Genomic DNA, 13,005 nt, shown 5'->3' on the forward strand with positions numbered 1-13,005 from the left:
CGAGGAGGACACATGACGGCGACAACGGGCAGGGCGGACGAGTTCCGTGCCGCACGGGACTTCCTGCTGGAGCACCGTTCGGACTACACCACGGCGTACGAGGGCTTTCGCTGGCCCCGCCCGGAGCACTTCAACTGGGCCCTCGACTGGTTCGACGTCATCGCGCGGGACAACGACCGCACCGCCCTGCACATCGTGGAGGAGGACGGCGGACGTGTCGAGGTCTCCTTCGCCGCGATGTCCGAGCGCTCCGACCGGGTCGCCAACTGGCTGCGGGACCGGGGTGTGGGGGCGGAGGACCGTGTCCTCGTCATGCTCGGCAACCAGGTCGAGCTGTGGGAGACGGCGCTGGCCGCGATGAAGCTGCGCGCCGTCGTCATCCCGGCCACCCCGCTGCTCGGCCCCGCCGACCTGGCCGACCGGATCGAACGCGGCCGGGTGCGGCACGTCGTCGCGCGCTCCGAGGACACCGCGAAGTTCGACGCGGTGCCCGGGGACTACACCCGTGTCGCGGTCGGCGGCACGCGCCCCGGCTGGCAGGCGTACGAGGAGACGGCCGCCGCCGATCCCGTCTTCGAACCCGACGGCCCCACCCACGCGGACGACCCCCTGATGCTCTACTTCACCTCGGGCACCACCGCTCAGCCCAAGCTCGTGGAGCACACCCACGTCTCGTACCCCATCGGCCACCTGGCCACCATGTACTGGATCGGGCTCAAGCCCGGGGACGTCCACCTGAACATCTCCTCACCCGGCTGGGCCAAGCACGCCTGGTCGAACCTCTTCGCGCCGTGGAACGCGGAGGCGACCGTCTTCCTGTACAACTACACGCGCTTCGACGCGGGCCGGCTGATGGCCGAGATGGACCGGGCCGGCGTCACCACCTTCTGCGCCCCGCCCACCGTGTGGCGCATGCTCATCCAGGCCGACCTGGGCCTGCTGCGGACCCCGCCGCGCGAGGTCGTCGCCGCGGGCGAGCCGCTGAACCCCGAGGTCATCGAGCAGGTCAGGCGCGCCTGGGGTGTCACCATCCGGGACGGCTTCGGGCAGACGGAGACCGCCGTCCAGGTGTCCAACAGCCCCGGCCAGCCGCTCAAGACCGGCTCCATGGGCCGCCCCAGCCCCGGCTTCCGCGTCGAACTGCTCGACCCGGTCACGGGCGCCCCCGGCGCCGCGGAGGGCGAGATCTCCCTCGACCTGTCCGCGCACCCCGTGGGCCTGATGACCGGCTACCACGGCGACCCCGACCGTACGGCGGAGGCGATGGCCGGAGGCTACTACCGCACCGGGGACGTCGGCTCACGCGACGCCGACGGCTACATCACCTACGTCGGCCGCGCCGACGACGTGTTCAAGGCCTCCGACTACAAGATCTCGCCCTTCGAGCTGGAGAGCGCGCTCCTGGAGCACGAGGCGGTCGCCGAGGCCGCCGTGGTCCCGGCCCCCGACGAACTGCGCCTGGCCGTCCCGAAGGCGTACATCGTCCTCGCGGCCGGGTACGAGCCGGGACCCGACACCGCCAAGGTCCTCTTCGAGCACGCGCGCACGGTGCTCGCGCCGTACAAGCGCATCCGCCGGCTGGAGTTCGGCGAGCTGCCCAAGACCGTCTCCGGCAAGATCCGCCGGATCGAGCTGCGCGAGGCCACGGCCGCCGGCTCGGACGCCGAGTACCGCGAGGAGGACTTCCGGTGAGTGAACTGTCGTACGCGCACGGGACGGGCGGCACGGCGCTGCTCGGCGACACCATCGGGGCCAACCTCGACCGGGCCGTCGCCACCTGGCCGGACCGGGAGGCACTGGTCGACGTGCCCTCGGGCCGACGCTGGACGTATGCCCAATTCGGCGCGGCCGTGGACGAGTTGGCGTACGCGCTGCTCGCGTCCGGAGTCGCCAAGGGCGACCGGGTGGGCATCTGGGCGGTCAACTGCCCCGAGTGGGTGCTCGTCCAGTACGCCACCGCCCGCATCGGCGCGATCATGGTGAACATCAACCCGGCCTACCGCACCCACGAGGTGGAGTACGTCCTCGACCAGGCCGGGATCTCGCTGCTGTTCGCCTCGCTCAGCCACAAGAGCAGCGACTACCGCGCGATGGTCGAGGAAGTGCGGGGCAGGTGCCCGCGGTTGAGGGAGACCGTGTACATCGGCGACCCTGGCTGGGACGCGCTGATCCGCCGCGGTACCCCCGAACTGCGGAGCGAACTCCGCGCACGCGAGGCCGAGTTGTCCTGCGACGACCCGATCAACATCCAGTACACGTCGGGGACGACCGGGTTCCCGAAGGGAGCCACCCTCTCCCACCACAACATCCTCAACAACGGCTACTTCGTCGGGGAGTCGATCTCCTACTCGGAGCGGGACCGGGTCTGCATCCCCGTGCCGTTCTACCACTGCTTCGGCATGGTCATGGGAAATCTGGCCGCCACCTCGCACGGCGCGTGCATGGTCGTCCCGGCGCCGTCGTTCGACCCGGCCGCCACACTGCGGGCCGTGCAGCAGGAGCGGTGCACGTCGCTGTACGGCGTACCCACCATGTTCATCGCGGAGTTGAACCTCCCGGACTTCGCCTCGTACGACCTGTCCACGCTGCGCACCGGCATCATGGCGGGCTCGCCCTGCCCGGTCGAGGTGATGAAACGGGTGGTCGCCGAGATGCACATGGAGGAGGTGTCCATCTGCTACGGCATGACGGAGACCTCGCCCGTCTCGCTCCAGACGCGCCGGGACGACGACCTGGAGCACCGCACGGGCACGGTCGGCCGGGTGCTGCCGCACCTGGAGGTGAAGGTCGTCGACCCGGTGGACGGGGTGACCCGGCCGCGCGGCACCACGGGGGAGCTGTGCACCCGCGGTTACAGCGTGATGCTCGGCTACTGGAACGAGCCCGAGAAGACCGCCGAGGCCGTCGACGCGGGGCGCTGGATGCACACGGGCGACCTCGCCGTGATGCGCGAGGACGGGTACGTCGAGATCGTCGGACGCATCAAGGACATGATCATCAGGGGCGGCGAGAACATCTATCCCCGTGAGATCGAGGAGTTCCTGTACGCCCACCCGAAGATCGCCGACGTGCAGGTGGTCGGTGTTCCTCATGAGCGCTACGGCGAGGAGGTGCTCGCCTGTGTCATCCCGCGCGATCCCGCCGACCCGCTCACGCTGGAGGAGCTGCGCGCCTTCTGCGAGGGCCGGCTGGCGCACTACAAGATCCCCAGCCGGCTGAGCGTCCTGGAGACCTTCCCGATGACGGTCTCGGGGAAGGTGCGGAAGATCGAACTGCGGGAGACGTACGCCGAGTAGGGCTCCCGGGCCACCCGCGCCCGCGCTTGCCGTGCCGCCGCCGACGCCTGGTCCCGTGCCGGGTGTTCAGTCCGGGACGGCGATGAGTTCGGCGGCCGGGCTGTTCACCGGCTGCGGGGTGCCCGTGAGGTCCAGGACGAAGAGGGGGACGCCGAGGGTGTCGGCGCGGGCGCGGGCGTCCTCGGCGTACCCGGCCAGGGAGAAGAACACGCAGTTCGCCGACTCCGTCATGGCCGTCAGCCACAGACACTCCACGTCCCGCAGTGAGGCCGGCCGCACGGTGGGGTCCACCTGGGCCAGGACGCCGCGCGCGGCGAGCCCGATCCCGGACGTGGGCCGCTGGTCGGCGCGCCGGATGTCGCGGTAGCCGAGCCAGCCCAGATACAGCGCGGCGGCGGTGACGGCGTCGCGAGCGGTACGAATGGCGACCGGCCGGAACGCGGGCCTCCGGCCGGTCCCCCCGTCGTGGCCGGAGCCGTGGTGGCCGGAGTGCCCGAGCCCGGCGCGACGGCCCCCGTCCGAGCCCCCCTCGGGACCGCCGCCCTCGGCCACGCCGTCCCGGCGCCCGTCCGCTTCCCCGGCCCGGTGTGCATCGGCCCCGGCGTCCCGCTCCCGGTGTGTGCCGGCCGTGACGTCCCGGTCGCCGTCCCGGCGCGTGGCCCCCTCGGCCTCCCGGTCCTCGTCCCGGCGGGCGGTCCCCTCGGCCTCCCGGTCCTCGCCCTGGTGGGCGGCAGCCTCGGCTTCCCGGCCTGCGTCAGCCCCGGCTTGCTGGTCCCCGTCCCGGTGGGCGGCCGCCTCGGTTTCGCCGTCGTCGGTCCGGGGTGTGGCCGGGTCCGTCTTCCGGGCCGGGTCCGTTCGCAGCGGGATGCGCAGGGTCGTTCCGCAGGCGCAGCCCAGCTCGGGCTGTGGCCACTGACTCCCGTGGCCGCAGGTGTCGCACCGGACCGTCGTCCATTCCTCGTCCCACGCGCGGTGGGCGACGGGGGTCGCCTCCGCGAGGTGGTCGAGCGGGGCCGTCACGGGCGATCCGCACACGCAGGGGTAGGACGGGGCCGCGTACAGGTGCTCGCGGCGGCAGGCCGGACACCGCACCGGCACGCTCTCGGCCATGGCCCACTCCAGGAACTCACGTCGGGACAGCGCGTCCATCGTCCTCCAGCCGGGCGGCGTCCGGCAGGGAAACGCCCCGACGCGCACGGGCCGGGCCCCGCGCTCCGCCCACCCTTGACGCCCCCTGCCCCGCCACCTACATTGCTTCCAGATAGTAGAAGTTAGTTTCCGTAATGCGGAATAAGAACTGGGATCAACGGCTCTCCGCGGGGCGCGACGGGAGTGCGAATCCGACAGCCGAAGCAGGAGTACTCCATGGCTCGTATGACCGCTGCCCGCGCGGCAGTCGAGATCCTCAAGCGCGAGGGCGTCACCGACGCGTTCGGCGTTCCGGGCGCGGCGATCAACCCCTTCTACGCGGCGCTCGCGGCGTCCGGCGGAATCAGCCACACCCTCGCCCGCCACGTGGAGGGCGCCTCGCACATGGCGGAGGGCTACACCCGCACCCACCCGGGCAACATCGGTGTCTGCGTGGGCACTTCGGGTCCCGCCGGAACCGACATGATCACCGGTCTGTACTCCGCGAGCGGGGACTCGATCCCGATCCTGTGCATCACCGGCCAGGCACCCACCGCGGTGATCCACAAGGAGGACTTCCAGGCCGTCGACATCGCCTCGATCGCGCGCCCGGTGACCAAGATGGCCGTCACCGTGCTGGAGGCCGCGCAGGTCCCCGGAGTCCTCCAGCAGGCCTTCCACCTCATGCGCTCCGGTCGCCCCGGGCCGGTCCTGGTCGACCTGCCCATCGACGTCCAGCTCACCGAGATCGAGTTCGACCCCGGGGCGTACGAGCCCCTGAAGGCGTACAAGCCCGCCGCGACCCGCGCCCAGATCGAGAGGGCGATCGGGCTGCTGAACGCCTCCGAGCGCCCGCTCATCGTGGCCGGCGGCGGGATCGTCAACGCCGACGCCGCCGAACTCCTCGTCGAGTTCGCCGAGTTGACGGGAACCCCGGTCGTCCCGACACTCATGGGCTGGGGCGTCCTGCCCGACGACCACGAGCTCAACGCGGGCATGGTGGGCCTCCAGACCTCGCACCGCTACGGCAACGCGACCTTCCTGGAGTCCGACTTCGTCCTCGGCATCGGAAACCGCTGGGCCAACCGCCACACCGGCGACCTGGATGTCTACACGGCAGGCCGGACCTTCGTGCACGTCGACATCGAACCCACCCAGCTCGGACGGATCTTCGCCCCGGACTTCGGCATCGCCTCCGACGCCGGGGCCGCCCTGGAACTCTTCGTCGAGGTGGCGAGGGAGCTGAAGGCGGCGGGCACGCTGCCCGACCGCTCCGCGTGGGCCGCCTCGGCGCAGGAGAAGCGCGCCACCCTCCAGCGCCGGACGCACTTCGACGACGTCCCGATCAAACCGCAGCGCGTCTACGAGGAGATGAACAAGGCCTTCGGCCCGGAGACCCGGTACGTCTCCACGATCGGTCTCTCGCAGATCGCCGGCGCCCAGATGCTGCACGTCTACCGGCCGCGCCACTGGATCAACTGCGGCCAGGCGGGCCCGCTCGGCTGGACGATCCCGGCCGCGCTCGGCGTCGCCAGGGCCGACCCCGGCGCGCAGGTCGTCGCCCTCTCCGGCGACTACGACTTCCAGTTCATGATCGAGGAACTGGCCGTCGGGGCCCAGCACAGGATCCCGTACGTGCATGTCCTGGTGAACAACGCCTACTTGGGCCTGATCCGGCAGGCGCAGCTCGGCTTCGACATCGACTTCCAGGTCAACCTGGAGTTCCAGAACATCAACTCCCCGGAGCTCGGCGTCTACGGCGTCGACCACGTCAAGGTCGTCGAGGGTCTCGGCTGCAAGGCGATCCGGGTCACCGACCCGGGCGAGCTCGGCGCCGCCTTCGAGCGGGCCGGGAAACTCGCCGCCGAGTTCCAGGTTCCCGTCGTCGTCGAGGTGATCCTGGAGCGCGTCACCAACATCGCCATGAGCAGGACCAACGACATCGGGAACGTGGTCGAGTTCGAGGAGATCGCCACCGAGCCGGGCCACGCGCCCACCGCGATCAGGACACTGAAGGTCTGACCCGGCGCTCCGCATCGCGTGCCGGGAGCTTCCGTCCCGCGCGGCGAGCTTTCCCGCGTGTGCCGCGAGCTTCCCCGCGCGTGCGGGGACCTTCTCCGCGCCTGCCGGGACCTTCCGGGTCCGTGCCGGGAGCTTCCCCGCGCGTGCGGGGACCTTCTCCGCGCCTGCCGGGACCTTCCGGGTCCGTGCCGGGACCTTCCCGTCCCCTGCCGGGACCTTCCCGTCCCCTGCCGGAACCCTCCTGCGCGCGTCGGGATCTTTTTCCCCCGCGTGCCCGGGAGCTCCCCTTGGCGTGTCAGGGCGGACCGCCACAAGTGGCGGTCCGCCCAGGCGCGTTGTTCCCAGGAGCGGGCCGGTCCGGCATGCTCGCCCCATGCGGATGACCGTCCCCACCCCCCTCGGCGACATCGCCGTACGCTGCCTCGACCCCCTCCCCGGCGCCCGTCCGGCGGGGACCCCGGCCTCGTCCGGCGCGCCCGCTCTCCTGCTCCTGCACGCCAACCCGGGGGACGGCCGGGACTTCGACGCCGTGCTGCCGGCCCTCGCCGACCGGTACCGCACCTTCGTCGTGGACTGGCCCGGGTACGGGGACTCGACCGCCCCGGAACCCGGGCGGGTCACCCCCGAGGGACTGGTGGGGGTCGCGGAGCGGGTGATCGACGCCCTGGCCGAGGAGCGGGGCGTACGGGAGCTCGCCGTGCTCGGCAACAGCGTCGGCGGCTATGTCGCCTGCCGTCTCGCCGAGGGTCCCCGTGCCGCGTCGGTGAGCGCGCTCGTCCTGGTCGACCCGGCGGGCTTCACCCGGCACACCGCGCTCACCCGCTGGTTCTGCCGCGAGGTGATGGGCCGCCCCGCCCGTGCCCGTCGGCTCGTCGTCCCGCTGGCCCGCGCCTATCTGGGCCGGCTGGGCACCCCGAGCGCGCGGGAGACCTACGCCCGGGTGCGCCGGCTGCCGGGGGACGAACGGAGACTGGCGGTGCACTGCGCGCTGTGGCGCGGTCTCGTCGACCCGGACTTCGGCCTCGCGGACCCGGCCGCCCTCCGCGTGCCGATCCTGCTGCTGTGGGGGAGCCGCGATCCCGTCGTCCCCGCGTTCCTCGACGGCCGCCGGGCCCGACGCGTCCTGCCCGCGGGGACGACGAGTGTCCGGCTGCCCACGGCCCACGAGCCGTACAACGAACGCCCCGGTCTCTTCCTCCGGCATGTCCTGCCGTTCCTGGAGAATCCGCGTGCGGTCACCGCACGAAGGGTCAGGCCCCCCAGCCGCCCGCGCAGCCGATGAAGGCGTCGCCCCCCATGTCGCCGCCCCGGGAGAGTCCGCGCTCCTGCGGGCCGCCGCGCCCCTTCAGGCCGGCGGCCTCGGTGAAGCGGGGCACCAGCGCGGTCAGGGCGGTGTCGCCGTACAGGGCGACCGCGAGCAGGACCTCGGCCGGGGACAGGCCCTCCGGCCCGGCGGGAAGCGGGACCGAGGCCCGCAGCTCCCGGAGGACACGCCGGGCGGCACGCGTCCGGCGCGGGGGCAGGCGGCGCAGCAGTCCGGCCGCGGCGGCCTCGCCGCGCAGCTCCGCCAGCGCCCGTCGCACGCGCGGCCGGTCCATCAACTCCCGCACTCCCGCCGGGAGGTAGAGCGAGCCGCGCACGGCCTTCTCCAGGGCGAGCCCCGACGCGAACGAGGTCCCCGGGGACGGGTTCGAGGTCCGTATCGTGCCCTGCGGGCCCGGGGCCACCGCTCCCCGCAGATGCAGGGCGACCACGGCGACCTTCACGGCCGCGCGCGGCCCGCCACGCAGCAGCGCGACGGTCAAAGGCCCAGGCCCGACCGCCGCGCTTCCGCTCATGGTGCTTCCCCCGTGCCCCCGTTCGGGACCCGCCGCCCCCGTGCCGGCGGGCCCCGTGTGCCGAGGATGTGCCTTATCCGGCCGGAGGTGAAGCCCCCGGGGCGGTGTTCAGAGGTTGATTTGAGGGTTCCGTAGGCGTCCTACGCCCGCTTGCGTACGGACGGGGTCCGTTCGGCGCCCGTTTCCGGCTCGTGGATCAAGGGCGCGACACGCGGTCCGGCGCGCACGGCGTACGGTCCTCAGACCTCGGTGTGCTCGGAGAGGCCGGGCCAGTCGTCCGGGCCGCCGCCCTGCCAGTCGATGATGTCGCTCTCCTCGACCTCGATCACGTCGAGGTCGACGTCCGCCTGGCGCAGGATCTCGACCACGTCGTCGAGGTGGTACGCGATGCCGAGCACCCGGTCGCCCTCGGTGACCCGCCGCGACCCGTCCAGACCCGGTGTGTGCACCACGATCCTGGGGAGTTCCTTGCCGTCAGCGTCCATGGTCCAAGGCTGCTGGCCGCGGCCGGAATCCGCACCCGGAGCCGGGCACCGGGCGCCTCCGGCGGGACCGTGGGGTTGTTGCCGTCCGACGGCGCGAGGCTGGGCGCGACAGTACGTTCGCGCCGCCGGACGGGGTTCTTGGGGGCGTGGCCGAAGCCGTTCTCCGGCAGGAGCCGGGGCGTGGCCGCGGCCGATGTGTGGATGGGACCGCGGCGGTCGCGACGGACCGGAGTCACCCTTCCCTCAGGTCGAGAAGGGGGAACCGATCCTTCACCACCGCACCGGCTCGCGGGCCGCCGCGGTCCTCACCCGCCCGGACCGTGTCCGCGACGGCCACCCCTCATCCGGGCCGTCCGTGACGCGGTCCGGGAGCTCAGCTCTCCGAACGCGGATCCGGGCCGTGGCGGCGCCTGGGCGCGACAGGACAGATGTCGGCGCCGCCACGGCCCGGACGTTCGAGGTGCCCGGTCAGACCCGGGTGCCGGAGAGGCGTTCGACCGCGCGCAGCAGCGCGGAGTGGTCCAGCCCGCCGTCGCCCTGCGCACGCAGGCTTGCGACGAGCTGGGCGACCACGGCTCCCACCGGCAGCGCGGCGCCCACGGAGCGGGCGGCGTCCGTGACGATGCCCATGTCCTTGTGGTGCAGGTCGATACGGAATCCCGGCTTGAAGTCGCGGTTCAGGAAGTTGTCCTTCTTGCGGGCCAGCACCGTCGACCCCGCCAGACCGCCGCCGAGGACGTCGAGCGCGGCGCTCAGGTCCACGCCGGAGCGCTCCAGGAAGACGACGGCCTCGGCGCACGCCTGGATGTTCACGGCCACGATCAGTTGGTTGGCCGCCTTCACGGTCTGGCCCGCGCCGTGCGGACCGCACCGCACGATGGTCCGGCCGAGCGCCTCGAACAGGGGCTCCGCCTCGTCGAAGTCCTCGTGGTCACCGCCGACCATGATCGACAGCACCGCCTCGATCGCCCCGGCCTCGCCGCCGGACACCGGGGCGTCCAGGACACGGACGCCCTTCTCGGCGCCGGCCTCGGCGAGGTCCACCGAGGTCCGCGGGGTGATCGAGGACATGTCGATGAGCAGCGCGCCGGGCCGCACGTTCTCCAGGATGCCGTCGGGACCGTACGCGATCGCCTCGACCTGCGGGGAGGCGGGCACCATCGTGATCACCACGTCGGCGTCCCGCACGGCCTCGGCGATCGAACCGGCGGCGGTGCCGCCCGCGGCCGCCAGGCGCTCCAGCTTGTCCTGTTCCAGCGTGTAGCCCGTGACGTCGTACCCGGCCTTGATCAGGTTCTCCGACATGGGTGAGCCCATGATGCCGAGACCGATCCACGCCACCTTGGGCAGGTTGTCGCTCATGAGGGTGCCTCTCTGCGATCCGTGCGATCCGTGCTGCGTCTGTCCGGTCCGTGCCGCCGCGATCCGTGCCGCCGCCGCGTCACCGGGGTGCCGCTCGGCGGGCGGCCCGGGCCGTCGCGGGCAGCCAGTCGAAGGCCCGCGCGCTCGGCCGGTCGCCCGGCTTGTACTCCAGGCCCACCCAGCCCGCGTAACCGGCCGCGGCGAGCTGGTCGAGGAGCGCTTCGAGGGGGAGCGCGCCGGTGCCCGGCGCGCCGCGGCCGGGGCTGTCGGCGATCTGTACATGGCCGGTCCGGCCGGCGTGGGCGGCGATCACCCGCGGCAGGTCCTCGCCGTTCATGGCGAGGTGGTACAGGTCCATGAGGAACCTGGTGTTGCCGAGGCCGGTCGCCGCGTTGACCTTGTCGACGACCGCGACCGCCGCCGGGGCGCTCACCAGCGGATAGTCCGGTGACTCCCGCTCGTTGAGGGCCTCGACCAGGAGGATCGCGCCGATCCGGTCCGCGGCCCGGGCCGCGAGGGCCAGGTTCTCCAGCGCCAGCGCGTCCTGCTCGTCCGGGTCCACGCCGGGGAGGCGGTTGCCGTACAGCGCGTTGAGCGCCGTGCAGCCCAGTGAGCCGGCGAGATCGGTGGCCACGTCGATGTTGGCCCGGAACCGCTCGGACTCCGCGCCGGGCAGGGACAGGGCGCCCCGGTCCGGGCCGGGGAGCCGGCCTGCGTAGAGGTTCAGGCCGGTCAATCGGACACCGGCGGCCTCGATCGCCGTCCTCAGGGCGTCGAGCTCGGACCGCTCGGGGGTGGGGGAGTCGACCCAGGGCCACCACAGCTCGACCGCGGTGAAGCCCGCGGCGGCCGCGGCCGCCGGGCGCTCCAGCAGCGGGAGTTCCGTGAAGAGGATCGACAGATTGGCGGTGAAGCGCTGGTCCGCGAATCCCATGAGGTCCGGTCTCCTTTCCGTAATGCGGAAACTTGTTTCTGCTCAATGGAAGATTGCAGTCGGGTCGTGAGCGTTGTCAAGGGGGGTCCCGGCGGAAAGCCGTGAGGGCGGCCCGCTCCGGCCGCAGGGGGCTTGCCGGGGTGGCCGCGCCGGGCAGTAGGTTGAGCCCGTGCGATTGAGAGTGGAGTTCACGACCGAGCCCTTCGATCTCGACGAGGCCCCCCGGCACGCCCTGGTCGCCCGCGAGGTCATCGAGGCGGCCGAGCTGGACGCCGTGGACGTCGGCCCGTTCGGCAATACGGCGGAAGGCGGCGCGGACGCCGTGCTCGCCGCCGTCGAGGCGCTGCTGCGCCAGGTCCTGGACGCGGGCGCCACCCGGGTCTCGCTCCAGGTCAACGTCGTCGGGCCGGCGGGGGAGGGCGATAAGTGACCGGAATCGCGGACGACCCCTTCGTCGCGGCGGTCAAGCCGCTGGTCGACGCCATGGGTGGCGAGATGCTGCCGCCCGAGCGGGCCGGCGTGGACGACGTCGTCCTGTCCTGGGAGGGCGCGGACGTCGTCGCCGTGCGCCTGCCTCAGCTCGCCGACTCGCTCGACCACATCCTCGCCGCCCTGGAGCGCAAGCGGGGCGTGCCGCTCGCGGAGCTCGACCGCAAGGCCAAGCAGGAGATCGTGCGCATACTGGAAGCCCGCGGGGCCTTCTCCGTGCGGCACGGTGTGGAGACCGTGGCGAGCGCGCTCGGCGTGAGCCGGTTCACCGTCTACAACTACCTGAACCGCGAGAAGGGCGCCTGACCGGCGCGAACACGCCTTTCGGGCGGCAGGTGTCACCGGCCGCCACCCCGCCGCCGCCCGGACGACCGGGTGGCGGCTTTCGTCATCTCCCGCAACCCGAAGTTTTCAACAAAGTGTTGACGTCGCATCGTCGAGGGCGTTAGCTGTCCGCAGCCCGTCCAGCACACGGCCACGGAGGCTTCCCATGGAGTCGAGTACGGCATCCGGCGGCCTGGCCCGCCTCAACACCCTCGAGGAGTCCGCGGCCTTCGCCGTCCTCCACGAGGTGTGCGCCTCCCGGACGTGGGCCGAACGGCTGCTCGCCGCCCGTCCCTACGCCACCGCCGAGGACCTGTACGCCGAGAGTGACGCCGCCACCGCGGGCCTCGCCATCGCCGACCTGACGGAGGCGATGGCGGGGCACCCGCCCATCGGACGGCCCGAGCCCGGCGACCCGGCCTCCTCGCGCGAACAGCGCGGGATGGCCGGCGCCTCCGCCGAGCTGAAGGAGGAGATGCTCGGACTGAACCTGGCCTACCAGGAGAAGTTCGGCCATGTCTTCCTCGTCTGCGCCACCGGCCGGACCGGGGAGCAGATGCGCGACGCGGTCAAGGAGCGGATCGGCAACCCGGCCGGGCGGGAGCGCGAGATCGTCCGCGCCGAACTGGGAAAGATCAACCGCATCCGGCTCGGCCGCCTCGTGAGCGACCGCGAACCGGAGGAACTCGTCGCGGACCCCGTACAGGAGGAAGAGGCATGAGCACCGACACCACGGCCTCCGTGTCCACCCACATCCTGGACACCAGCGTGGGCCGCCCCGCCCGGGGCGTCGCGGTCCGGCTCGCCGCCCGCGCGGGGCGCGAGGGCGACTGGCGGCCGCTCGGCGGTTCCGCGACCGACGCGGACGGCCGGTGCAGGGACCTTCCGGCGCTGCCGGAGGACACGACCCACGTACGGCTCGACTTCGAGGTCGAGCGGTACTTCGAGCAGGATCCGGCGACAACGACACAGCGAGCCGATGCGCAGCAGGACGCCCCCGCGAATCGGGACAGCGAGACGTTCTTCCCCGAGGTGACGATCACCTTCGCCGTCAGGCCGGGCGAGCACTACCACGTACCGCTGCTGCTCAACCCGTTCGGCTACTCCGTTTACCGAGGGAGCTAGCA

12 protein-coding genes and 1 pseudogene are annotated in these 13,005 nt (G+C 72.5%); 8 read left to right on the plus strand and 5 right to left on the minus strand.

Translation table 11 applies throughout. The features are described 5' to 3' along the window. Window positions 1-12: 12 nt before the first annotated feature. The gene (locus ACIQ7M_RS00770; RefSeq protein ID WP_403638406.1) at window positions 13-1,692 is read left to right on the plus strand and encodes an AMP-binding protein; all 1,680 of its coding nucleotides are present in this window, start codon (window positions 13-15) and stop codon (window positions 1,690-1,692) included. Further along, window positions 1,689-3,296, plus strand: coding sequence for an AMP-binding protein (locus tag ACIQ7M_RS00775; RefSeq protein WP_403638408.1), 1,608 nt, complete (start codon window positions 1,689-1,691; stop codon window positions 3,294-3,296). Before ACIQ7M_RS00770 ends, ACIQ7M_RS00775 begins: the two co-directional genes overlap by 4 nt. 66 nt (window positions 3,297-3,362) lie before the next feature. On the opposite strand, the pseudogene ACIQ7M_RS00780 reads toward ACIQ7M_RS00775, so the two are convergent. Further along, window positions 3,363-4,030, minus strand: a pseudogene (locus ACIQ7M_RS00780) (hypothetical protein). 631 nt (window positions 4,031-4,661) lie between these two features. Between ACIQ7M_RS00780 and gcl the strand changes: the two are divergent. Together gcl and ACIQ7M_RS00790 are read left to right on the plus strand one after the other, a co-directional pair. Next, on the plus strand, window positions 4,662-6,446 hold the full coding sequence (gene gcl / locus ACIQ7M_RS00785) for a glyoxylate carboligase (RefSeq protein ID WP_403638410.1): 1,785 nt from the start codon (window positions 4,662-4,664) through the stop codon (window positions 6,444-6,446). A gap of 373 nt (window positions 6,447-6,819) precedes the next feature. Further along, window positions 6,820-7,728, plus strand: a complete 909-nt coding sequence (locus ACIQ7M_RS00790; protein ID WP_403638412.1) for an alpha/beta fold hydrolase — start codon at window positions 6,820-6,822, stop codon at window positions 7,726-7,728. Here ACIQ7M_RS00790 and ACIQ7M_RS00795 read toward each other — a convergent pair. The 4 genes from ACIQ7M_RS00795 to ACIQ7M_RS00810 form a co-directional block, all read right to left on the minus strand. After that, entirely contained in the window at window positions 7,697-8,284 is a 588-nt protein-coding gene (locus ACIQ7M_RS00795; protein ID WP_403638414.1) for a TIGR04222 domain-containing membrane protein, read from the minus strand. The genes ACIQ7M_RS00790 and ACIQ7M_RS00795 overlap by 32 nt on opposite strands. A gap of 239 nt (window positions 8,285-8,523) precedes the next feature. Further along, complete coding sequence (locus ACIQ7M_RS00800; RefSeq protein WP_355773867.1) at window positions 8,524-8,769, minus strand: hypothetical protein; 246 nt, start codon at window positions 8,767-8,769, stop codon at window positions 8,524-8,526. A 468-nt stretch (window positions 8,770-9,237) separates the two neighbouring features. Next, a complete protein-coding gene (locus tag ACIQ7M_RS00805) occupies window positions 9,238-10,131 on the minus strand; it encodes a 2-hydroxy-3-oxopropionate reductase (RefSeq protein ID WP_403638416.1) in 894 nt (297 codons plus the stop codon). 79 nt (window positions 10,132-10,210) lie between these two features. Beyond that, window positions 10,211-11,065 (minus strand): TIM barrel protein, encoded by an 855-nt coding sequence (locus ACIQ7M_RS00810; protein ID WP_403638418.1) that lies wholly within the window; start codon window positions 11,063-11,065, stop codon window positions 10,211-10,213. A 169-nt stretch (window positions 11,066-11,234) separates the two neighbouring features. Here ACIQ7M_RS00810 and ACIQ7M_RS00815 point away from each other — a divergent pair, with 169 nt between their 5' ends. From ACIQ7M_RS00815 to uraH, 4 genes are all read left to right on the plus strand, one after another. Beyond that, window positions 11,235-11,495, plus strand: a complete 261-nt coding sequence (locus ACIQ7M_RS00815; protein ID WP_403638420.1) for a thiamine-binding protein — start codon at window positions 11,235-11,237, stop codon at window positions 11,493-11,495. Then, complete coding sequence (locus tag ACIQ7M_RS00820; RefSeq protein ID WP_355773879.1) at window positions 11,492-11,860, plus strand: helix-turn-helix domain-containing protein; 369 nt, start codon at window positions 11,492-11,494, stop codon at window positions 11,858-11,860. Before ACIQ7M_RS00815 ends, ACIQ7M_RS00820 begins: the two co-directional genes overlap by 4 nt. 184 nt (window positions 11,861-12,044) lie before the next feature. Next, a complete protein-coding gene (uraD, locus tag ACIQ7M_RS00825) occupies window positions 12,045-12,599 on the plus strand; it encodes a 2-oxo-4-hydroxy-4-carboxy-5-ureidoimidazoline decarboxylase (RefSeq protein WP_403638422.1) in 555 nt (184 codons plus the stop codon). After that, window positions 12,596-13,003, plus strand: coding sequence for a hydroxyisourate hydrolase (uraH, locus tag ACIQ7M_RS00830; protein WP_386989234.1), 408 nt, complete (start codon window positions 12,596-12,598; stop codon window positions 13,001-13,003). Before uraD ends, uraH begins: the two co-directional genes overlap by 4 nt. Window positions 13,004-13,005: the final 2 nt, after the last annotated feature.

Source organism: Streptomyces sp. NPDC096324 (assembly GCF_044763015.1).
Classification (GTDB): Bacteria; Actinomycetota; Actinomycetes; order Streptomycetales; family Streptomycetaceae; genus Streptomyces.